This is a genomic window from Qipengyuania triglochinis (assembly GCF_054655615.1).
The window spans coordinates 875192-898327 of the sequence record NZ_BAAHND010000001.1 but is presented as its reverse complement, the minus strand read 5'-3'; the positions used below and the strand labels follow the sequence as shown (position 1 = coordinate 898327).

General features: G+C 58.9%; 15 protein-coding genes and 1 tRNA gene. 9 read left to right on the top strand and 7 right to left on the bottom strand.

Going from position 1 to position 23136, the window contains the following annotated elements:
• Nucleotides 1-91 precede the first annotated feature (91 nt).
• Both secA and ACYQ0G_RS04435 read left to right on the top strand, forming a co-directional pair.
• Nucleotides 92-2890 (top strand): preprotein translocase subunit SecA, encoded by a 2799-nt coding sequence (secA, locus tag ACYQ0G_RS04440; protein WP_460099779.1) that lies wholly within the window; start codon nt 92-94, stop codon nt 2888-2890.
• A gap of 46 nt (nt 2891-2936) precedes the next feature.
• The gene (locus ACYQ0G_RS04435) at nt 2937-3674 is read left to right on the top strand and encodes a sulfite exporter TauE/SafE family protein (protein ID WP_460099777.1); all 738 of its coding nucleotides are present in this window, start codon (nt 2937-2939) and stop codon (nt 3672-3674) included.
• Between the two features lie 5 nt (nt 3675-3679).
• Here ACYQ0G_RS04435 and ACYQ0G_RS04430 read toward each other — a convergent pair.
• Together ACYQ0G_RS04430 and ACYQ0G_RS04425 are read right to left on the bottom strand one after the other, a co-directional pair.
• A tRNA-Asn gene (locus tag ACYQ0G_RS04430) sits at nt 3680-3754 on the bottom strand.
• A gap of 97 nt (nt 3755-3851) precedes the next feature.
• Entirely contained in the window at nt 3852-4634 is a 783-nt protein-coding gene (locus tag ACYQ0G_RS04425) for an NAD kinase (protein WP_460099774.1), read from the bottom strand.
• 127 nt (nt 4635-4761) lie between these two features.
• Between ACYQ0G_RS04425 and ACYQ0G_RS04420 the strand changes: the two genes are divergently transcribed.
• Nucleotides 4762-6081 (top strand): GGDEF domain-containing phosphodiesterase, encoded by a 1320-nt coding sequence (locus ACYQ0G_RS04420; protein WP_460099771.1) that lies wholly within the window; start codon nt 4762-4764, stop codon nt 6079-6081.
• Here ACYQ0G_RS04420 and mfd read toward each other — a convergent pair.
• Nucleotides 6078-9569, bottom strand: a complete 3492-nt coding sequence (mfd, locus tag ACYQ0G_RS04415) for a transcription-repair coupling factor (RefSeq protein WP_460099769.1) — start codon at nt 9567-9569, stop codon at nt 6078-6080. The two genes, ACYQ0G_RS04420 and mfd, sit on opposite strands and share 4 nt — an antisense overlap.
• A 55-nt stretch (nt 9570-9624) precedes the next feature.
• Nucleotides 9625-9903: an FAD assembly factor SdhE gene (locus ACYQ0G_RS04410; protein ID WP_460099767.1), complete on the bottom strand. Its 279-nt coding sequence runs from the start codon at nt 9901-9903 to the stop codon at nt 9625-9627.
• A 55-nt stretch (nt 9904-9958) separates the two neighbouring features.
• Here ACYQ0G_RS04410 and recG point away from each other — a divergent pair, with 55 nt between their 5' ends.
• A complete protein-coding gene (gene recG, locus ACYQ0G_RS04405; protein WP_460099764.1) occupies nt 9959-12022 on the top strand; it encodes an ATP-dependent DNA helicase RecG in 2064 nt (687 codons plus the stop codon).
• A 56-nt stretch (nt 12023-12078) separates the two neighbouring features.
• Entirely contained in the window at nt 12079-12654 is a 576-nt protein-coding gene (locus tag ACYQ0G_RS04400; RefSeq protein ID WP_460099761.1) for a hypothetical protein, read from the top strand.
• Here ACYQ0G_RS04400 and ACYQ0G_RS04395 read toward each other — a convergent pair.
• The 3 genes from ACYQ0G_RS04395 to ACYQ0G_RS04385 are packed head-to-tail and all read right to left on the bottom strand — an operon-like array spanning nt 12651 to nt 15257.
• Entirely contained in the window at nt 12651-13460 is an 810-nt protein-coding gene (locus ACYQ0G_RS04395) for a fructosamine kinase family protein (RefSeq protein WP_460099758.1), read from the bottom strand. The genes ACYQ0G_RS04400 and ACYQ0G_RS04395 overlap by 4 nt on opposite strands.
• Before the next feature lie 2 nt (nt 13461-13462).
• A complete protein-coding gene (locus tag ACYQ0G_RS04390; protein WP_460099756.1) occupies nt 13463-14791 on the bottom strand; it encodes an ABC1 kinase family protein in 1329 nt (442 codons plus the stop codon).
• Nucleotides 14784-15257 (bottom strand): low molecular weight protein-tyrosine-phosphatase, encoded by a 474-nt coding sequence (locus ACYQ0G_RS04385; RefSeq protein WP_460099753.1) that lies wholly within the window; start codon nt 15255-15257, stop codon nt 14784-14786. Before ACYQ0G_RS04385 ends, ACYQ0G_RS04390 begins: the two co-directional genes overlap by 8 nt.
• 154 nt (nt 15258-15411) lie before the next feature.
• Here ACYQ0G_RS04385 and ACYQ0G_RS04380 point away from each other — a divergent pair, with 154 nt between their 5' ends.
• The 4 genes from ACYQ0G_RS04380 (at nt 15412) to ACYQ0G_RS04365 (ending at nt 23136) form a co-directional block, all read left to right on the top strand.
• Nucleotides 15412-16383: a hypothetical protein gene (locus tag ACYQ0G_RS04380; protein ID WP_460099750.1), complete on the top strand. Its 972-nt coding sequence runs from the start codon at nt 15412-15414 to the stop codon at nt 16381-16383.
• 28 nt (nt 16384-16411) lie between these two features.
• The gene (locus ACYQ0G_RS04375) at nt 16412-16900 is read left to right on the top strand and encodes a hypothetical protein (protein WP_460099748.1); all 489 of its coding nucleotides are present in this window, start codon (nt 16412-16414) and stop codon (nt 16898-16900) included.
• Between the two features lie 70 nt (nt 16901-16970).
• Nucleotides 16971-18032 carry a hypothetical protein gene (locus ACYQ0G_RS04370; protein WP_460099747.1) on the top strand — a complete coding sequence of 354 codons (1062 nt, stop codon included), beginning with the start codon at nt 16971-16973 and terminating at the stop codon, nt 18030-18032.
• Nucleotides 18033-18048: 16 nt separating this feature from the next.
• The gene (locus tag ACYQ0G_RS04365) at nt 18049-23136 is read left to right on the top strand and encodes a hypothetical protein (RefSeq protein WP_460099744.1); all 5088 of its coding nucleotides are present in this window, start codon (nt 18049-18051) and stop codon (nt 23134-23136) included.

The following is a 23136-nucleotide window of genomic DNA, read 5'->3' as shown; positions in this document are numbered from 1 at the left end:
CCGCATACCTCTGTAATTTCTCGCCTCGCGCCCATCACGCTGCGCGGGCTTCTCCATATAATCACACATTATTCGAGGCCACAGCCTACCCATGTTCAATTCGCTCATGAAATCCGTCTTTGGATCATCAAACGATCGTTACGTTAACTCCATTCGCAAGATCGTTGACCAGATCAACGCGCTCGAGCCGCAACTACAGGAACTGAGCGACGACGAACTTCGCGCCCAGACCGACAAGTTTCGCCAGCAGCTGGCCGATGGTAAAACGCTCGACGATATCCTGCCGGAAGCCTTCGCCACAGTGCGCGAAGCCTCCGTCCGTGTGCTGGGCATGCGGCACTTCGATGTACAGATGATCGGCGGAATCGTGCTTCATCGCGGCGAAATTGCCGAAATGCGCACGGGTGAAGGTAAGACCCTCGTCGCCACGCTGGCCACCTATCTCAACGCCATCGAAGGCAAGGGCGTTCACGTCGTTACCGTCAACGATTATCTCGCCAGTCGTGATGCCGAATGGATGGGCCAGCTTCACCAGTTCCTCGGCCTGACGATCGGCGTGATCGTGCCGAACCTCGGCGAGATGCAGCGCCGCGATGCCTATGGCGCAGACATTACCTACGGTACGAACAACGAATTCGGTTTCGATTACCTGCGCGACAATATGAAGCATGAGCGCGGCCAGATGGTCCAGCGCCCCTTCAACTTCGCTGTCGTCGACGAGGTCGACTCCATCCTGATCGACGAAGCCCGTACTCCGCTGATCATTTCCGGTCCGACCGAGGATAAGTCCGAACTTTATGTGACGGTCGATGCGATCGTAAAGAAGATCGAACCGGACTGGTACGAGGCGGACGAAAAAACCAAGAACATCACCTGGACCGAAGACGGCAACGACAAGATCGAAGAGATGCTCAAGGAAGCAGGTCTTCTCGAAACCGATAATCTTTACGACGTCGAGAATACGCAGGTGGTCCACCATCTCGACCAGGCGCTCAAAGCGAACATCATGTTCAAGCGCGACACCGACTACATCGTCAAATACGAAAAGAAGATGCAGCCCGACGGGTCGATGGGCGAAGAGGGCAAGGTCGTCATCATCGACGAATTTACCGGCCGCATGATGGACGGACGGCGTTGGTCCAACGGTTTGCACCAGGCGGTGGAAGCCAAGGAAGGCGTCAAGATCGAGCCCGAGAACCAGACGCTGGCCTCGATCACCTTCCAGAACTATTTCCGCATGTATCCCAAGCTTTCCGGCATGACCGGTACGGCAGCCACCGAAGCGGCCGAATTCTGGGACATCTACAAGATGAACGTGGTCGAAATCCCGACCAATGTGCCGGTCCAGCGCATCGACGAAGAAGACGAATTCTACAAGAATACGGCGGATAAGTTCAAAGCCATTGCCAAGGCGATCAAGGAAAAGAACGAGATCGGCCAGCCGGTGCTCGTCGGTACCGTGTCGATCGAGAAGAGCGAATTGCTTTCCAGCTTCCTCGACAAGGAAGGTGTGAAGCACGAGATCCTGAATGCTCGCCAGCACGAACGCGAGGCGCATATCGTCGCGCAGGCAGGCCGGATCGGGGCGGTCACCATCGCTACCAACATGGCCGGTCGCGGAACCGACATTCAGCTGGGCGGCAATGTTGATTTCCGCGTCGAAGACGAACTTTCGGAAATGCCCGAAGGTCCCGAACGCGATGCGGCCATTGCGAAGATCAAGGAAGATGTGGCGGCGGAAAAGCAACGCGTGCTCGATGCGGGAGGCCTGTTCGTACTGGCGACCGAACGTCACGAAAGCCGCCGTATCGACAACCAGTTACGTGGGCGCTCAGGCCGTCAGGGCGATCCCGGCTTAAGCCGCTTCTACCTCTGTCTCGAAGACGATCTGCTGCGCATCTTTGGGCCGGACACCTTGTTCGCCCGCATGATGAATTCAAACCTCGAAGATGGTGAGGCCATCGGTTCCAAGTGGCTTTCCAAGGCGATCGAGACCGCGCAGAAGAAGGTCGAAGCCCGCAATTATGAAATCCGCAAGCAAGTCGTCCAGTACGACGACGTGATGAACGACCAGCGCAAGGTCATCTACGAACAGCGCGCCGAAATCATGGACAGCGAAGCAGTGGACGATGTCGTCGTCGATATGCGTCACGACGCGATCAACGGCATGGTTTCGGAACACTGCCCACCGGGTTCGTATCCCGAACAATGGGATCTCGAAGGTCTCAAAACCAAGGTGGAAGAAGTCTTCGGCATGTCATTCCCGATGGAGGAATGGCTGCAGGAAGAAGCAATCGAGCCTGAGCTGGTGGAAGAGCGTATCCGCGACGAAGCCGACCGCCGTATGGACGAGAAGATTGCCCAGGCGGATCCGGCGATCTGGCGTCGTATTGAAAAGAGCTTGCTGCTGCAGGAGCTGGACCACCAGTGGAAGGACCACCTCTCCACGCTCGACGCGCTGCGCCAGGTTGTTGGACTGCGCGCTCATGCCCAGAAGCAGCCGCTCAACGAATATAAGCAGGAAGCCTTTGCTCTGTTCGAAAGCATGCTCGACAATTTGCGTGAGGATGTGACTGCCAAGCTGCTTCGCATCCAGCTCGCCGAACCAGCCCCGATGCCGGCCGTGGATCTTCCCGATCTTCCTGACTTTCTGACCGGGCATATCGACCCGCTGACCGGCCTCGACGATTCGAACGACGGTGACGGCTCGGAAAAACGGGCGGCTCTGTTCGGCGCGTTGGCTGGCAGTTCACGCGCCGCCGTAGGTCCGGGCGGTTCGGCAACCGAGAACCCATATGCCGATATGGAGATCAGCCGCAACGAGCCGTGTCCGTGTGGATCGGGCAACAAGTACAAGCATTGTCACGGGGCCATCCGTGCCAAGGCCTGACTCGCTCGCTTGACGTGCTAACGGTAAGAATGGAGGCGGCGAGAGCATGATCTGGCTCATCGCCGCCTTTTTCGTAACAGCCCTTCTGTATGCCAGTGTCGGCTTCGGTGGCGGATCGACCTACAATGCAATCTTGGCGCTGGCGGGCGTCGATTACCGCATCCTTCCGCTCATCGCGCTCTCCTGCAACATCGTCGTAGTAGCTGGCAGCACAGTGAGGTTCGCTCGGGCAGAAGTGCTGCCGTGGCGCGGCGCTTTGCTCGTCACAGCGCTTGCAGCACCGGCAGCTTTTCTCGGTGGCCTCACGCCGGTGAGCGAAGCGACGTTCATGACACTGCTTGGCGCCAGCCTCGTCGTTACTGCGTTAACAATGTTGCTACCTTTGGGCATAGGAGAAGGTGGGCCCAGCCGCGGTGCTAAGTTCATGCCTGTGGTGGCGGTTCCGCTGGGCTATCTCGCCGGAGTGGTCGGCATCGGTGGCGGGATCTTTCTCGCGCCCTTCCTCCATCTAACTCGCTGGAACGAAGCGCGGGCAATCGCCGCAACGGCGAGCCTGTTTATCCTCGTTAATTCGCTGTTCGGCTTGGTCGGTCAGCTATTGAAGGGTGGTGAAGGACGCTTCCTTGCCGCTTTCGATGTCGGCCTGCCCTTGCTCGTAGCTGTGGCGATCGGAGGACAGATCGGAAGCTTGCTGGCGCTTAAGTTCCTCCCGCAGCGCTGGATCCGCTGGGGCACAGCCGCGCTCACCGCCTGGATAGGGGCGCGGCTACTTTTCGCAATGTAAGAAAGTGGCTCCCCGAGTTGGATTCGAACCAACGACCAAGTGATTAACAGTCACCTACTCTACCGCTGAGCTATCGGGGAGCAGCCCGTCAGGCAGGCCGCGCGTATATGGGGGGTGCTTTGGTTTGGCAAGCCGGGTTTTGGATTTTTTTTGAACGTTCGGAAAACAGTCCCGAGTTCAAAAGACGAACTGCTCCGAAACGATGCGTTCGTCCAGCGCATGGCCGGGGTCGAAAAGGAGAGTAAGTTCGTTCTCGCGAGCGATTTCCAGTTTAACTTCCACTACATGGCGAATTTCTCGCTGGTCGGCGACTGCCGATACCGGGCGCTTTTCCGCTTCCATGACCTTGAGCACGACGCGGCTTCTATCGGGCAGGATTGCTCCTTTCCAGCGACGAGGACGAAATGCGGAGATCGGCGTCAGTGCCAACAGTTGCGAATCCAGCGGCAGGATCGGGCCGTCAGCGGAAAGGTTGTAAGCGGTGGATCCGGCAGGCGTCGCCAGCAAAACGCCATCACAGACGAGTTCCTTGATCCTGACCTTGTCGTCTACCGTAACCTCAAGCTTGGCAGTCTGACGGGTCTCACGAAGAAGCGATACTTCGTTGATCGCGCAGAAGCAGTGCGTTTCGCCGTATTCGGTTACCGCTTCCATCGAAATGGGCGCGATCTTGTGCGCTTTCGAGCGGGCGATGCGCCCGAGAAGCTTTTCCGGCTGCCGATTTCTATTCATGAGAAAACCAACCGTGCCCAGATTTACGCCGTAGGCCGGAAGGATGCGCCCCTGGTCGAGCATGGCATGCAGGCTTTGCAGCATGAAACCGTCTCCACCAACCACAACGACTGCTTCGGCATCATCCATCGACACCCAATCGGTCAAATTTCTGAAAACTCCTTCGGCCGCTTCAAGTGCGCGATCGGAGTCCGAAACGAGTAGCGCGAGTTTCTGAAATTCCGGCATTCCCGCCCTGTTCTGTGCTTGTCGTCCGAAAAACGATACTGGCGCATCCCTATGGGTCGGTGTCTCGTTTGGCAACACGATGCATTTTGTAGGAAGTGCTTTACCTTGCGATGCTATCTAAATTGGCATGGCAACGACACCATACAGGGCAGATCGTGACACTCCTGACGAGCTGACCGGGCTTGGTGGGCTGGTGCATCTGCGCGACACGGTTGCTGGCTGGCGCGAAGATTGGCGCTCTTCTTCTCGCGCCTGCCCGATAAATGCGATGCTGATCTCGATAGGCCGCATCGATACAGTGAATGTGGCCTTCGGCGAGACCGCAGGCGATCTCGCTCTGGTTGAAGTCGCAAGGCGCATCAGGCATTTTGCGGGCGATGAACTGGAAAGCGACGCTTGGCTGGCAACACGTCTCGCCGGCGGACACTTCCTTCTTATTGCCCGGTCAGAGATGACCAGTGAGAGATGGCAATGGTTGGCCGAAGCATTAGCTGATGCTCTTGCTGCTCCGATAGCAAACCCTTCCGGAGAGAGTAGTCTTCGTCTCTGGCCGAGGATCGCCCTGATGAAGTGGGGCGAGAGTGACGACGTGGACATCATGCTCGACCGGCTGTCGGAAGTGTCCGCGCGTTTGCGCATGGGTAACGGGCGGCGTATCGCCTGGTCGAGCGGAGCGATCAATGCGAGTCCTCGAACGCATATCGAACTCGAAGCAGACCTTCTGGCCGCGATCGATCGGGACGAAATCGAGATATTGTTCCAGCCTCAATTCTCACTTTCGGATGATAGTGTCGTCGGTGCAGAAGCACTCGCGCGCTGGCATCATCCCATCGTTGGCGAAATCGGCGCCGACACACTTTTTCAGATTGCAGAGCGGGCTGACCACGTTGCGCAGTTATCGCGACACATCGCGGAACGAGCCCTGACGAAAGCCACCGCCTGGCGGCCTGACATTCGACTTTCCATTAACATCACACCATCCGATTTGGCGGCTGACAATTTCGCGACTGATTTTGCGCAGATGGCAAAACGGCGCGGCTTCCCACTCTCCAGGATAACGCTGGAAATTACTGAGCAGGTTCTGCTGGCCGAGACGGACCGGGTTGAACGTGTACTACAGAGATTGAAGGCGTTGGGAGTTTCGATAGCGCTCGACGATTTCGGAGCGGGCTTCTGCAACTTTCATTATCTGAAAGTTCTGCCGATTGATTTCCTCAAGCTCGATCGCTCCATGCTAGCGGGTGTTCTCGCCAATAGCAGAGACCGGGCAGTGTTTCGCGCGATAATGGGCATGGCCAAGGCTCTCGACCTACGGGTCTTGGTCGAAGGAGTGGAAACGGAAGAGCAGCGCGCCTTCATCGCGGCGGAAGATTGCGCCTACTATCAAGGGTTTTTGCGGGCGGGCGCTTTGCCTGATGTTACTTTTCGAGAAATGGCCACAGCCTAAGCCGCAGCTTTTTCTTGTTTCCTTGCTTTTCGCACGACCGAGGATAGCCCCTTGGTAAGCTGGAACAGACCGTTGAGGCGGCTTTCTGGCGAGTTCCACGCGCGGCTGATGACCAGTTTCATATCGGGCCTCAACTTGGCCGTGCCCTTGAGGCGGTCCACATAGGCAACAAGTCCTGGTCCATCCGGGAAGTCATCGTTGTGGAAGGTCACGAGCGTGCCCGCGGCGCCAACGTCGATCTTGGCAATATTGGCCTCGATCGCTTGTAGCTTGATCTGAATGAGACGTACCAAATTCTCGGTGGCTGAGGGGAGCGGGCCGAAGCGGTCGATCATTTCTGCAGCCAACGCTTCGATCTCGCCCTGATTTTCGGCATCGTTTAGGCGGCGGTAGAGGGCCATGCGTACCGCTAGATCGGGCACATAATCCTCGGGTATCATGATTGGTGCATCGACCGTGATCTGAGGACTGACTGTTTCGCGCTTCGCTTCAAGGCCCAATTCACCTGCCTTGGCAGCAAGGATCGCGTCTTCCAGCATAGACTGATAGAGTTCGAAGCCGACTTCGCGAATGTGGCCCGATTGCTCATCGCCCAAGAGGTTGCCGGCGCCGCGGATATCGAGATCGTGGCTGGCGAGTTGGAAACCTGCGCCGAGGCTGTCGAGGTCGCCCAGCACTTTCAAACGCTTTTCCGCTACCTCGGACAAGGCGACGTCTTTCTCGTAGGTGAGGTAGGCATAAGCCCGCAGTTTTGAGCGGCCCACCCGCCCGCGTAGCTGATAGAGTTGGGCAAGGCCGAAAATATCGGCGCGGTGGATAATGATGGTATTGGCGCTGGGTAGGTCCAGCCCACTTTCGACGATGGTGGTAGCGAGCAGGACGTCGTATTTACCTTCGTAGAAAGCGCTCATTCGCTCTTCGATCTCGCCAGCGCTCATCTGTCCGTGAGCGGCAACGAATTTGACCTCGGGCACGTTCTCGTGGAGCCAGTCGGATATACCTTCCATGTCCGATACGCGAGGCACGACGATGAAGCTCTGCCCTCCGCGATGGTGCTCGCGAAGCAAGGCTTCGCGCATGACCATATCATCCCATTCCATCACGTAGGTTCGCACCGCCAGGCGGTCTACGGGTGGGGTCTGGATGGTGGAAAGCTCCCGCAGCCCCGTCATCGCCATCTGAAGCGTACGCGGAATGGGCGTGGCGGTCAGCGTCAGCATATGAACATCGGCGCGCAACTGCTTGAGCTTTTCCTTGTGGGTGACGCCGAAGCGCTGTTCCTCGTCCACGATAACCAGGCCAAGATCCTTGAACTTGGTCTGCTTCGACAGGATGGCATGGGTACCGACCACGATGTCAACGTCGCCCCCGGTCAAACCATCACGAGTATCTTTTACTTCCTTGCTGCCGACGAGACGAGAAAGTCGGCCAACCTTGAGCGGAAAACCGTCGAAGCGTTGTTTGAAGTTCTCGTAATGCTGACGGGCAAGCAGGGTGGTCGGCGCAACCACCGCGACCTGCTGGCCATTCATTGCCGCCACGAAGGCTGCCCGCAGGGCGACCTCCGTCTTGCCAAAACCGACATCGCCGCAAACGAGCCGGTCCATTGGCCGGCCGCTTTCCAAGTCACCGAGCACATCTTCGATGGCGCGTTCCTGGTCGTCGGTCTCTTCATACTGAAAGCGGTCGAGAAACTGGTTGTACGTCGGTTCATCGACTTCCAGAACTGGCGCCTTGCGGAGCGCGCGTTCGGCCGCAACCTGCATGAGTTCGCCGGCAATTTCGCGGATCCGCTCCTTTAGACGCGCTCTGCGTTTCTGCCACGCTTCGCCGCCAAGCCGATCAAGCACGACGGCGTCTTCCGACGAACCGTACCGGCTCAGCACATCAATATTCTCGACCGGAATGAACAGCTTGTCGCCGCCCTTATATTCTAGCTGAACGCAATCGTGTTTCGATTTGCCAACGGTCACGGGTTCGAGGCCAAGATACTTCCCGATTCCGTGTTCGGTATGCACGATCAGATCGCCCACCGAGAGAGCCTGCAACTCGGCGAGAAAGGCATCCGCGTCCTTGCGCTTCTTTTTGCGCCGGACGAGGCGGTCGCCGAGAATGTCCTGCTCGGTGAGCAGCTCCATCTCGTCATTCGCGAAGCTCGCTTCGAGCGGCAACACCATGGCCGCCGGTTTGCCCTTTGCTGCAAGGCCCAATGCCTCCTGCCAGCTGTCTGCGAGTTGCACTGCAGTGCCCGCTTCGGACAGAATCGATGCGATACGTGCGCGACTGCCGGTTGAATAGGCCGCTAGGAGGGGGCGCTTGCCTGATTTACCCAAGGCTTTGAGATGGCCGGCAAGAATGGGGTAAACGTTATCTCCCCGAGCACGTTCTGGAGCAAAATCACGGCCCGACCGAAAGCCGAAATCGATCACCGTATCGCTTTCCGGTTCGTCAAACGCAGTAGTGCGATGGGCAGGCACGTTGGCCAAGGCCGACTTGAACTCCTCCGCCGTGAGATAAAGTGCTTCGGGTTTCAGGGGCCGGTAGCTGCCCTTAGCTTGGCCGCTCGCTGCTTTCCGCTGCTCAAAATAATCACCAATGTCCTTGGCACGTTCATCAGCCGCGGCGAGAGAGGCATTATCGATGACGACCGTATCGTTGTCGTCCAAATGATCGAACAGCGATACCAGTCGGTCTTCGAACAACGGCAACCAGTGTTCCATACCCGCAAGGCGCCGACCTTCGCTCACGGCCTCGTAAAGGGGGTCCTGTGTTGCGTTGGCGCCGAACATTTCACGATACCGGGTCCTGAAACGTTTGATGCTTTCTTCGTCCAGCAAAGCCTCGCTGGCGGGTAACAGCAAATGGTTGTCCAGCGTGCCAGTGCTCATCTGCGTATTGGGATCGAAGCTGCGGAGGCTCTCGAGCTCATCGCCGAAGAAATCGAGCCTCAGCGCTTCATCTAGGCCGCTGGGGAAAACATCCACGATCGAGCCGCGAATAGCATATTCGCCTTTGTCGATGACCGTATCCGTGCGGCTGTAACCTTGCTTCTGCAGCAGGAGCGAAAGGCTCTCGCGCCCTATTTCGATACCAGCTTTGAATTCGCGGACACTCTCGCGAATGCGGAACGGTGTGAGAACGCGCTGCAGCACAGCATTTGCAGTGGTCACGACCAGCTGCGCTTTAGCTTTGCCGGTCTGCAGGCGATGCAGTGCCGCCAACCTTTTAGCGCTTACGCTAAGGGCAGGGCTGGCGCGATCATAGGGGAGCGAATCCCAGGCAGGAAATTCGATGACTTCAAGTTCAGGCGCAAAGAATTGAGCCGCATCAGCCACTGCACGCATTGCAGTATCGTCGGGCGCAATAAAAACTGCCCGACCGGTACCGGCGCGGGCGAGATCCGCCATGACGAGTGGCTGGGCGCCGCGGGCCACTTGTGCGAGAGTGAGCGGCTTGTCGGCTTTCAGGATGCGGGAGAGATCGGGCATTATGGGTCAGCGCCGTAACGCCAACCCCGTTCCCGTCAATGTGTGATCTTACTGCTTAGCGAGGAATATCGACGTAATCCAATTCCTGCATCTTCTCGATGAGAATGCCTTGGAAACGTGGAGGGGTAGGCTGGGTCTTCAAAGCCCATGCCACGATGTCCACATCGTCTTCTTCCAGCAGCGCCTCGAACCACGCTAGTTCTTCGGCGCCCCATTCCTTGTGGTACCGGTCGAAGAAGCCTCCGATCATGTAATCGGCTTCGCGCGTGCCCCGGTGCCAACTGCGGAACTTGCAACGGGCGAGGCGACCTTCGGTGGTAAGCATTTCGGGCATGGGGCATGGGTAGGGCACTCGCCAAACCCGCGCAAGCGGCTATAGGGTGTCGAGCATGCGGCCCGAAGTCCTCAACCCCCTGTTTGCCGAAACCGAGACGCTGGATGGCGTCGGCCCGAAACTGAAAAAGCCCTTGGCCCGGCTCGGCCTGTTGCACATCAAGGATCTGGCTTATCATTTACCCGAACGGTTCGTATCCCGGCGGCCTGTCGATACGCTGGATGAAGCTGGCGAGGGCGAGAATATCGTCCTCAAGCTGACGGTGACGGAACATCGTGGAAGCCGTAATCACCGGGCCCCGTACCGGGTCCTAGCGCAGGATAGCGCGGGTAATGTCATCGCCTTGAGCTATTTCGGGCGCGCCTCCTACACCGCGAAGAAGCAGTTGCCGGTTGGCGAGACGCGTTGGGTGGCCGGCAAGATCGAACGCTACGGCGACATGCTACAGATCGTTCATCCAGATCATGTGGTCGAAGAAGGCGGGGATACGCTTCAGCGGCTGTGCGAGCCGGTTTATCGTTTGTCTGAAGGCCTCACTCAACCACGCGTTGCGGGGCTTGTCGAACAGGCGCTCTTCAAGCTCCCAAAACTGCCCGAATGGATCGAGCCAACGCAGCTTGCCAAAGCCGACTGGCCCGAATGGCACGAAGCGCTGAAGGCGGCACACAAGGGAGAAGACAAGTCGGCCCGCGACCGATTGGCCTACGATGAGTTGCTGGCCAACAGCCTCGCACTCCTGCTGGTCAGGGCGGACAACCGCAGGCGCAAGGGACAACCATTGCAAGGAGACGGAAGTTATCGTGGCAAACTTGACCTGCCATTCCCGCTGACAGGCGCGCAGACGCGTTCGATTGCGGAGATCGAAGGAGATATGGCGCAGGAGGCACCCATGCTTCGCCTGCTGCAAGGTGACGTCGGTGCGGGCAAGACGGTGGTTGCGCTGGAAGCGATGCTGATTGCCGTCGAGGCAGGTGCGCAGGCCGCATTACTCGCGCCGACGGAAATCCTCGCCCGCCAGCATTACGAAAGCCTGCGCCGCATGGCCGAACCGACGGGCGCGCAAGTTGCCCTGCTGACTGGCCGTGACAAAGGCAAAGCGCGTGAGAGCACGCTTATGGGATTGCTTGACGGCAGTATCGACATCGTGGTGGGTACTCACGCGATTTTTCAGGACAAGGTTGCCTATCGTAATCTTGCGATGGTCGTTATCGACGAACAGCATCGCTTCGGCGTTGGCCAGCGGCTGATGCTGGCAAGCAAGGGCAAGCGCGCTCCGCATGTCCTTGCAATGACTGCAACCCCGATTCCGCGAACCTTGACCTTGGCTCAGTATGGCGAGCTCGACGTCAGCAAGCTCGATGAACTTCCGCCAGGCAGGCAGGCCATCGACACGGTGGTGATGGGACAAGACCGCATTCCCGCCCTTGTCGAACGGCTGGCAGCTCAATTCGCCGAAGGTCGCCAGGCGTTCTGGGTCTGTCCGATGGTTCGTGAGATTGACGGACCGGAGGAGATTGCCGCTGCCGAGGCGCGCTATGCTTCACTGAAAGAGCGGTTCGGCGACGACGTAGTGATGGTTCACGGCCAACTTGCCTCCGATCAGAAGGACGCCGCTATGGAGCGTTTTGCGCGCGGAAATGCGCGGTTGCTGGTGGCAACCACGGTAATCGAGGTCGGGGTCGACGTGCCCAATGCCACGCTCATGGTGATCGAGCAGGCCGAACGCTTCGGCCTCGCCCAACTCCACCAGCTACGAGGACGCGTGGGGCGTGGGAGCGAGAAAAGCTACTGTGTCTTGCTTCATGGGGAAACACTTTCCGAAACCGCTCAAAAAAGGCTCGCCCTGTTGCGCGAGAGCCAAGATGGTTTCCTGCTGGCAGAAGAAGATCTGAAGCTACGCGGCGGCGGTGAAGTTCTCGGTACGCGGCAGTCTGGCGATACGCCGTTCAATGTGGCGAGCTTCGAGCAGATCACCGAATTGCTACCAAAGGCGCATGACGATGCCCGAGTTCTGATGGAACGAGATGGCGGGCTGGAAGGCAAGCGCGGGGAGGCGGCGCGCACGCTCTTGTATCTTTTTGAACGCGACTTCGGCGTGAAGACCCTGCGCGGGGGCTAGAGTAAGCAAATCGCTAAGCATTCGCTCGTAAACTGGATGGGGAAACGGGGGAATTCATGCAGACTGTTCACTATTCCAAGGGCCGCCTCATCGGGTTGGGCCTTGCCCTTTTGGGCCTTCTCATCGTTGGCGTTTGTTTATGGGGTGTATCTCACGGCAAGGTTGCTTTTGCCGGGGCAATCCTTGCCATCACCGGGCTCTTCGGTCTCTTTATGATGGTGCGCTACTTCATGGGTGGCTGCGTGGTGCTCGAGTATGACCGCAATTTCGTGACTTTTTACGGTATGCTGGGCGCTGTTCGGCTGCCGTGGGAAGAGGTGACCGGTATCGAGATCGAAAAGCAAACCTACAACTGGATAGCCACGAACCGCTTCCTGAAGATTAGAGGCCGATTTTCACCACTTGGTTATGCCAGCATAACAGAGCGCTTGCTTGCGCGACAGCATCGACCGATCGAACGGTTGCTCGATCAAATTGTCCACCATCTCGAACAGCAGGAGGTAGTTCCGCAACAGGTCGCTCTTCAGCAAGACCTTGCGGGCACATTGCCCGATGGACGCTCCGCCGGTGGGATTGGCCATGGGCCGGCGCCGCAGATTCGTCAGGGTGGGTTCGGGCGCAAGGGGCTCTAGAACCCCAAGCTGGCAAGTTCCCGCTCGACCGCTGGGAGATAGCCGTTCCCGAACAGGCGCACGTGCAAGAGCCAGGTCCACAAGCGGTAAACGGGCTGGCGTTCCTGCCACCCCGTTTCCAACTGCATCGCTTCGAAAAATTCTGGTGTGGGACTGTCAAAAACCGTGAGGGTGGCGACATCGACCTCGGCATGACCATAATAGGCACAGGGATCGATTAGGCCGCTGATACGGTTACTCGAAACCAGCACATTTCCGCCCCACATATCGCCGTGGAGCAATGCCGGGCGGGGTTTGTCAGGCAAGATGTCTTTGAGTTTCGATGACAGTGCTTCCACCCTCTTACCCGTCGCTCCATCCAGATGAGCCACATGGCATAACAGGCGATTTTCTGCCCAGAACGATGGCCACTCTCTCGAGTTGGCATTCGCCACAGTGACATGGCGAAGGGCGTAATCCTCCGCCCAGCCATACTTGTCGCCCGTTATCTCCTGTAGAGAGGTTAGCGCTCTGGCAAGTGCCGACCAGGCTTCCCCAGAAAGCGGCCCGTCGTCAGGGAGGTATTCGATGAGCAAGACGTCATCTTCGCAGCCCAGCACATCGGGTACTGGCGCGGAGCTTGCGCTCATTGCTTGAAGCATACGGCCTTCGATATCGACCACGGGGCCGTGTTTCGCAACCAGCACTCTACCGTCGGCCAGACGGACTTCACTAGCGCCCGATATATCACCACCGGGATATCGATTGATAGCGAGAACATCAGAGCCGGCGAGGCGCTGTGCAACTCTGCGGACCGCATCGTTCACCCTTACTGATCCAGAATACGCTGAACTATGCCGCGCACATCCACCCGCGCTTTCAGCCTTGCTCCCAACAGAGCTGTACCGCTGATTTTGCGCTGCACGAACAGCGTTTCTGCAGGGGGTAAGTGCCAGCTATCGCGATCCTGGGCGATGGGCATGACCGTTTCGCGAATTTCGGGCACGAAAGCCCGGTCGCCGAAGTCCAGGGGCTCAGGCCTGGCCATCTGGGTTACCGCAATGTCCACGGCTTTTCGCATGGCTTCTGGATGACGATCAAGTGCACGCGGATTAACGAAACCTGCTTCGATTGCGGCGGTCATTACGTCTTCGCGATCTTCTGCCAGGCCCGCGGACAGGAGGCGCCGATAATCCTGCGAGATAGCGTTGGACACTTCACGAGCTGCGCCGAAATCGAGGAGAACTATACGGCCTGTCGAAGCCTGCCAGCGGTAATTCGCGAAGTTCGGGTCTGTCTGCATCAGCTGCGCTTCGAACAACTCGCGCGCGACCAATTCCACGAGATGCGAAAAAACCTCGTCACGGGTTTCCTGTCCTGATTCCGCTAGCGCCTCGATCGGCGAGCCTTCCTCATAACTCATCGCCAGAACGCGCGGCGTGGTAAGATCAGCATCAAGCGTGGGAACCACAAACTGCGGCTGGGTCGCCAGCAAATTGCCAAAGCGGGCCATCATCTGCCCCTCGCGCTCGTAATCGGCTTCCTCGTGCAACTGGTCTTTTGCGGCTGCGAGTAGGGGAGCTATATCGAGTTCGGGAGGAAGCAGCCCTGTGAGCTTCAGGAGGGCAGCTACATTGTCGACATCGGAATCGATGCTTTGCGCCACACCGGGATATTGGACTTTGATCGCAAGGGTCCGGCCATCGGGCGTCAAGGCTCGATGGACTTGGCCAATAGAAGCCGCGGCGATGGGTCTTGGCTCGAACCGGCGAAATTGGCGGCGCCAGTCCGCCCCCCATTCCTGTTGCAAAACCTTGTCCAGCTGACGCGGCGGCATGAAATCGGCGCGGTCGCGGAGGCGGGAAAGGATGTCGGAGAGTTCCGGTGGCAGCAGATCACCAGCGTCCATCGAAATCATCTGGCCCAGCTTCATGGCGGCCCCTCTCAGATGCGCGAGCCGGTCGGTAAGCCGTCGGGCATTTGCTGGCGTTAATAGCAATTGATCGAGCCTCGGACGTTCTCCACTCGCGAGGCGCCGTGCCCCTTCGCTCAACATGCCGCCTGCCACACCTCCGGCTAGGCGCGTGAAGCCACCTAATCGTCCGATGCGGGAGGATGGTACCGAACGGTGACGCGAAGGTGGTTCTTCGTCAGCCATGTTCGTCTAACAGGATCGCTACCAAAGCATCGGCTCCGGCTTTCACTTCGCTCCAGGTCGTCTCGAAGCCTTCAGGACCACCATACCACGGGTCAGCTACTTCGCGACCCTGCTGACCGGGGACGATATCCAGCAGCATGGCTACGTGAGCCTTGCCATCCCCTGGGTCGACCGCGGCTATGTTAGCCATGTTGGACGCGTCCATCCCCAGGATATAATCGAATGTCCTGAAATCATCGGGCTGCAATTGGCGGCCGCGGTAGGCGGAGATGTCGATACCGTGTTTGCTGGCCTCAGCAATGCTGCGCGGATCAGGCGCCTCATCGACATGGTAATCAGCCGTACCCGCGCTTTGCACTTCGACTTCCAAGCCGGCATCCTCTGCCGCATGGCGAAAAGCTGCCTCCGCCAGGGGAGAACGGCAAATGTTGCCAAGGCAGACGAACAGGACCTTAATTTTGCTCATGGTTCGAGCGTAACAGGTTGGGTGGCACGACGCCAAGAGTTTGCCGCTGGGCGAAGAAGCACCCACAGGTTAATTTTCAATTTTCACGAAAGGTAACCGAGAAGTAACCTTGCAGGAAATTAATTGTTAAGCGTTTTGCCGTAGGTGTGACCCTATGGTTAACTATCATCGCACTCTCGCCAGCAGCTTGGCGCTTTCCTTTCTCCTCGCAGGATCGGCGGCGCATGCCGGCGGTGTCGAAGCAGGTACACTGATCGAGAATACGGCGACTGCGACTTACGAGGACGGAACAGGATCCGTTTCCGTCCCGTCGAACACAGTTACCCTTCGTGTCGATGAAGTGCTCGACGTTACCGTTACCTCTCTCAATCCCGGACCGGTTTCGGCATCATCCGGCTCAGCGGTACTGACCTTCGAAGTTACAAATATCGGGAATGGTCCGGAAGCTTTCAGGCTGACAGCCAATCCCAACACGGCGAGTAACGATTTCGTTACGGACATCGAAGCGATCGCTGTGGATAGCAATGACAATGGATCATACGAGCCGGGCGTCGATGCAATTCTTACCGGCCCAGAGACGACCAAGGTTCTCGGCGCCGGCAAAAACGTGAAGGTCTTCGTTATCGCAACCATTCCCGGAATGGTGCTCGATGGTCAGAAAAGCGCGATCGATCTTTTGGCGGAAGCAGTCACCGGTACCGGGGCACCGGGGACGGTCTTTGCTGCCAAGGGTGTAGACGGCGGCGACGCGATCGTTGGCGGAAACGGCGCGGACGATAACAAGGCCGGTTCCATCATAATCGGCATCACCACGGTCGATCTCGTGAAGAGAGCAACCATCGCCGACCCGTGGGGTGGAACCAGCGCAGTGCCCGGTTCGGTCGTATCCTACACTATCACGGCGAACGTGAAGGGCAGGGGCTCTGTCACCGATTTGGTCGTGGCTGACGTATTCCCTGCCGGGACAACTTATACCGCCGGAACTTTGGCCTTGAACGCCGCAGCTCTCACCGACGCAGATGATGGAGATGCTGGCGAAAGCTCTGCGACGGGCATCTCCGTTTCGCTGGGAACAGTTGCGGGCGGCACCAACCATTCTGTCACGTTCGACGTCACAATTGACTGAAATGATTGATTACATGGAATCCGGAAAAATGAAAAAGATCGCCAGTCTCTTTGCCAGCGCCATCCTGATGGTCGCCACACTCGGGATGACCTCCTCTCCCGCTGCGGCGCAGCAAAAGGAAATCGACCTCAAGGGTGATGTGAAACTCGAGAAGGTGGTGACAAATGAGAACGGTGAAGAGACCGTCGAACTCGTTGCGCCGGACACAATTGTGCCTGGAGACAAGCTGATCTTCGGTACCGATTATACCAACAAGGGCGCACAGGCTGTCGCCAATTTTGTGGTGACCAACCCCGTTCCGAAGGCTGTTCGCCTTGCTCCCGATGCCAGCGAAGATCTGACGGTGTCCGTGGACGAGGGTGAACATTGGGGCAAGCTTGCAGCCCTCACGGTGAAAAACCCTGACGGGACTGAGCGGGCGGCCGATCACGAAGATGTCACTCACATTCGCTGGACGCTGGCCTCGGTCGCACCGGGCGAGAGCGGGCGGCTCGAATATCCAGCTATCATTCGCTGAAGGGCGGAAGATGACCGCCAAGTTCTGCGGGCGGTAACCGAAGCGCGGACACATACTAAGGAAGTGTAAGATGAAACGCACCAAGCAAATGCTGGGTGCGACGAGTGCGATTGCACTTGTCGCCCTCAGTTCCAGCCCTGCGCTGGCGGCGGGCACTTCGGCTGGTGAAAAGATTACCAACAACGTCTCGGTAAGCTTCGACGTTGGTAATATCACCCAGACCGCAGTTACCGCTTCTGACGAATTCACCGTCGACCGCAAGATCAATGTCACCGTCGCCGTCAACCAGCAATTCGTTTCGGTAACGCCGGGGCAGGAAAAGGCTGTTCTGGCCTTCGAAGTTACCAACCTGTCGAACGACACGGTCGATTACCAGCTTAGCGCCGTTGCTGGCGGTAACAATACGGCCGGTCTGTCGATCGTTGGCATCTATCTCGATGCGAACAAGAACGGCATTCTCGATCAGGCTGAAATTACCGCCGGTCCGATTACCTATCTCAACGACCTGAGTGCGGACGAAACCAACAATAATAACAAGCGTCAGGTCCTAGTCGTTGCCGACATCGGTCTGAATGCTACGAACACCAGCAAATTCGACGTCGTTCTGACTGCCGACGCACGCGACGTTTCGGGCACCGCAGCATCGCCGGGCGCCGCACTGGTCAACACCACCGGAGCGAACACTTCGGGTGTGGACACGGTTCTGGCCGATGGCAAAGGTGACAGCGATAACGAATACGAGGGCGATTTCTCGGCTCGCGGTACTTACAAAGTATCGGCTGCCGATGTGACTGTGTCGAAGACCAGCCGTATCATCAGCGATCCGATCAACGGCACCACAAATCCCAAGGCAATTCCGGGTGCAGTGGTCGAATACTGCATCGTGGTGTCGAATGCTTCGGGCGGCGCAACCGCTACCGGTATCGAAGTGCTCGACGCACTGCCGGCCGATGTCACTTACGACGGCAACGGCATTTTCGTGGTCAACGATGGAACCTGCACGAATGGCAGCAACGGTGTGACTGCTACCCCGCAGACCGCAACCTACGCCAAGCCCAATGTCACTGCCGACCTCAGCGACATCGGTTCGGCTGAAAGCCGATCGGTCTACTTCCGCGTGACCATCAACTGATCACCTGAAGCAGAACGTGCGTTTCCGTTCCTCCTTCCGGCTTTTGGCAGCAGTGCTCCTTGCAGTACTGCTGCCATTCGTCGTGCCGGGAGGAACGGCGCGCGCGCAGACAATCGACAATGTCGCAGAAGCGCGCTGGACGTTCGACGGCGCCCCCTTTGAAACCAAGTCCAATCTCTATTCGATCAAAGTCGAAAGGAACAACGCTTCGATCGCCCTGTTCCGTCCCGCAGTGAACACCGGCATCCAGCTGGACTTCTCCGCCTCGCTTTGCCTGGCGACCAACGCCACGGAAACGGCCGTCGCCCGGGCCAACGCGACGAGCACGAATGGCAAATCGGCGAATGTTCAGCCGACATCGTTGGTTTCGGCGGGAACGGCTCTTTATATTCAGGTTACTGCGACGCAGGCAAATCTAGACCCCAACGGGATCGATCAGGTGAACCTCTCCATCGCCAGCAGCACTGGCGACCGCGAGAATATCACCGTTTACGAAACGGGCGTAAATACCGGCGTCTTTATCGGATCGATCGAAACGCACCCGACGCCGCCGTCTTTCGTGTCGGGCGATTGCCGCCTGGGCGTGACCGACAAGGGCACTGTCGAAATCGACGTGTCGCTGGATGTCGGATCGGCAATCATTATCAGCCGTGCGGTGGACGTGATCGCCCCTTCGTTCAATACCGTATTCGACAGCGAGACCGGCGCCCCGGTTTCGGGCGCGCGCGTCACGCTCGTCGATGCTCGCACTGGCGCACCAACCCAGGTTTTCGCAGGCGACGGGGTCACTCCATGGCCATCCACTGTCACTTCTGGCGAACCGATTTTCGATGTCTCGGGTGTGGTCTATTCCATGGGCCCTGGCCAATTTTGGTTTCCCCGCGTTGCAGCGGGTCAGTATCGCCTGCGGATCGAACCACCGGCTCCCTATACAGCGCCTTCGGTGGTTTCCGCCGAATTGCTAACCGTCTTTACCGGCGCGAACGGCGAACATTTTACGATCGGCGATGGCTCCTTTGGCGGCGAACTCTCGCCCAGCATCGACGATTCCCGGCTGGTAGACATTCCGCTCGATCGTCCGGGTGTTGGCGTAAAGCTCACTAAAACCGCATCGCGCCCCGAGGCACAGCCGGGCGATCTCATTCTCTATTCGATCGTTGTCACCAATGATGATCCCTCGCGTCCAAAACGGGCCGTCAAGGTCACCGATACTCCGTCGCGCTGGCTGCGTTTTCGCAGGGATTCGATACAGATCGACGGCGAGCCGGCAGGTGACGCGGCAGATATTGCAACCGATGGCAGTAAGGTCGTCTTCACGCTGGACGAAATTCCGGCCGGCGGCAGCCGGCGGATCACTTATGCCATGAGCATCCGCGCCGATGCGCCTCCGGGTCCGGTGGAAAACCGCGCAACGGCAGAAGATTCGCTTGGTCGCCAAACTGGAACCGGAGCCACGATCGAGGTCGAACGCGAAACGATCGCTGGCCGGATGACCATCATCGGACGGGTCTCGGCGGGCACTTGCGATGTGAAGGGCAATCGTCAGGGTATCCCCGGGGTCCGCGTCATGCTGGAGGATGGCAGCTTCGCAGTCACGGACCGCGACGGCCGCTACCACTTCGACGGTGTCGTGCCCGGCACGCATGTGGTGCAGGTATCGCGCATGACCCTGCCCGAGGGGGGCGAATTCATCGACTGCAACCGTGACACGCGCGGCGCGGGCAGCGCCATCTCGCGCTTTGCCATCGGCGGCGGCGGCTCGCTTGTTACGGCTGATTTCTATGCGACCGTGCCGGAAGGAAGCCTGCCGGAGGCTGCCGAGGCCGAGGAGACTCCGGGGGCACTCGATGAGGGTGAGGTCGCGCAGATAGCCGAAACCGAAGCCCACACCGAAGCCCCGAGCGAAGCGTCCGTCGACTGGATCGCGCTTGGCGATGGGCCGGACGGCTGGCTGTCACCCGAAGTCGGTCACAATCCGCGCGCGCCAGCCATCAAGGTGGCGATCCGGCATCGCCAGGGACAGAAGATCGCCCTGCGTATCGACGGCAAGCCGGTGGATCCGCTGTTGTTCGAGGGTGTGCGTAATGCCGAAGAAGGCCGCTATGCCGTCAGCATGTGGCGCGGCGTGCCGCTGCGCGGGGAACGCTCCGTACTCAGCGCCGACATCATCAACAGCTTCGGAGAAATCAATCAGACGATTGATCGCGAAGTTTTCTTCACCACCACGCCGGCCAAGGCCGAACTGGTCGAAGCCCAGTCGAACCTGGTGGCCGACGGGCGCACCAATCCGGTGGTGGCGATCCGCATACTCGATCGCAACAGCCGACCCCTGCGCGCTGGGATTTCGGGCGAACTGACGATCAGCGCCCCTTATCAAAGCGCGGAGCAACTCGAACGCCAGCAGCTGAACCAGCTCACCGGGCTTGCCGCGGGATCGGCTCGCTGGACGGTGGAAGGATCCGACGGGATCGCGCTCATAGAACTGGCGCCGACCATGGTCAGCGGTTCGCTGCAACTTGCGTTCCGCTTCGACGACGGAGAAATCTCGCGCGAGGAGATTCTGGAAACCTGGATCGAACCGGGTGATATCGAATGGACCGTGATCGGTCTTGCCGAAGGTTCGGTCGGCGCGCGCACCGTGGCCGACAATATGGAACGTTCGGGCCGCTTCGACAGCGATCTGGGTGATGACGCCCGCGTGGCGCTTTATGCCAAGGGCCGTGTGCTCGGGAAATACCTCGTCACGCTTGCCTATGACAGTGCCAAGCAGGAAGAGGACCAGCGCCTGCTCGGCACCATCGATCCTGATGCCTATTATACGGTGTTCGGTGATGCTTCGAGCCGGCAGTTCGACGCCGCATCGCGCGAAAAACTGTATCTCCGTGTCGAAACCGCAAGCTTCTACGCGCTCTACGGAGATTTCGTTACCGGCTTCGACCAGACAAGGCTTTCGCGCTACAACCGCACGGCGACCGGCTTCAAGGGCGAAGCGCGGTTCGGCGAATTCAAGGCCGAAGCCTTCGCGGCCGACATTTCGAGCGGTTTCCGCCGCGACGAAATCCAGGGGCAGGGCATCACCGGACCCTACAGCCTTTCAAGCCGTGGGATCATCGCCAATAGCGAACGCGTCACGCTGGAAGTGCGCGACCGCTTCCGCAGCGAACTGATCGTGACCACCCGGCAGCTGACCCGCTTCATCGATTACGATATCGATTTGCTGACCGGCACGATCACCTTCAAGGAGCCGGTTCTCAGCCGCGACTTCGATCTCAATCCACAATTCATCGTCGTCGACTATGAAACCGATGGCCGATCGGGCGGGGAAACGAACGCTGGGGTGCGTGTGGAATGGACCGACCGTACCGATACGGTTCGCATCGGCGCCACCGCCATCAGCGACAAGGGAACCGGCGCGCGTACCGATATGGTCGGCCTGGATCTTCAGGCTGAACTGGACGAATCGACGCAAGTGCGGGCAGAAGTCGCGGTCAGCAAGAAGGATGGGGAACTGGACCAGGGATGGCTGGTCCAAATGCAGCGTCAGACGGGCAATGTCGATTTGCTGGCCTATGCCCGGTCGGTAGGCTCGGAATATGGCGTGGGCCATCAGAACGGGGCCGAACTTGGCCGCACCAAGGTCGGCGCGGATGCCCGCGTCAAGATCGGCGATCGGTTCGCCGTCCTTGGCAGCATCTGGCAGGATGAAAGCCTCGACAGCAACGCCCGCCGCCGTGCCGCGCAGGTAGAACTGGGTTACATCAATCCCCAGAACGAATATCGCCTTGGCATTGCCCGGTTCGAAGACCGCTTGCCCGATGGCTCGCAGAATATCTCGACCGTTCTCGAAGGCGGCGCGACCCGGCGCCTGTTCGATAACCGGCTGGAACTTAGCGCCTCGACCAGCATCGCTCTTGACCAGGGTGAGTCGGTCGATTTGCCGACCCGCCACCAGATAGCGGCGCGCTATGCGCTGACCGAAGATGTCCGGTTGGTCGGCCTCTACGAGATCGCCGATGGCGAAAACATCGGGGCCCATACAATCAAGGGCGGTTTCGAGATGACGCCCTGGAACGGGGCGCAGGCTGTCACTTCGATCGGCAAGCAGCGGATCGACGAATTCGGCAACCGGACTTTCGCCGCCTTCGGCCTGTCACAGAGCCTGCAAGTGACGCCGAGCCTCACCATCGATGCCACGATCGATGGCAATCGCACGCTCGGAAAGGACCCGGCGCTCGGCGACATCGTCAATCCGGATCACCCGGTCAGCAGCGGCGGACAACTGGGGCAGGGGGGCAGCCTGTTCGAGGACTTCGGTGCCGCAACGCTCGGCGTGGCTTATCGCAAGGACCGCTGGAGCGCGACTGCGCGCGCCGAATATCGCGATGGCCAGTGGGCGACGCGCAAGGGCATTACCGCTGGCGCGATCCGCCAGCTGGGCGAGGGTTCGGTCGTCGGTTCGGGCCTCACCTGGACCAATGCTTCGGGCACGGATGGCGCGGAAAGCGAGATCCTCGATGCCGCTATCGCGCTCGCACACCGTCCGGACAATTCGGAATTTTCCTTCCTCAGCAAGCTGGAATATCGCAGCGATCAGGTATGGAACGTGGTCGCCGGAGAGGTCGGACCGGTCGGACGCAGCGCCTTTGCCGTAACCGGCGATGCCCGCTCGCGGCGACTGATCGCCAGCCTGTCAGGCAATTGGTCCCCTTATGGCGAGAGCGAGGACGGCAGCTTCTTCCAGCGCGATGAATACGGCCTGTTCCTCGGCGCACGGTACAATCTCGACCAGGTCGAAGGATATTCGCTCGAAGGGACTACGCTGCTCGCAGGCTCCGAAGTGCGCTTCGGCCTAGGCGAACGGTTCGAAATCGGGGGTAGGGGCACCATCCGCGCCACCTTGCGTGACCAAACGACCAGCTTCTCCTTCGGGCCGAACCTCGGTTTCGTGCCTGTCGACGGGGCTCTGTTGACGCTTGGATATAATATCACCGGCTTCCGCGACGATGACTTCTCGGCTGCGCGCCAGACCGATGCCGGCTTCTACGCCACCGCCCGCATGAAGCTCGACGCCGACAGCCTCTCGGCCCTGGGACTGAGCCGATGA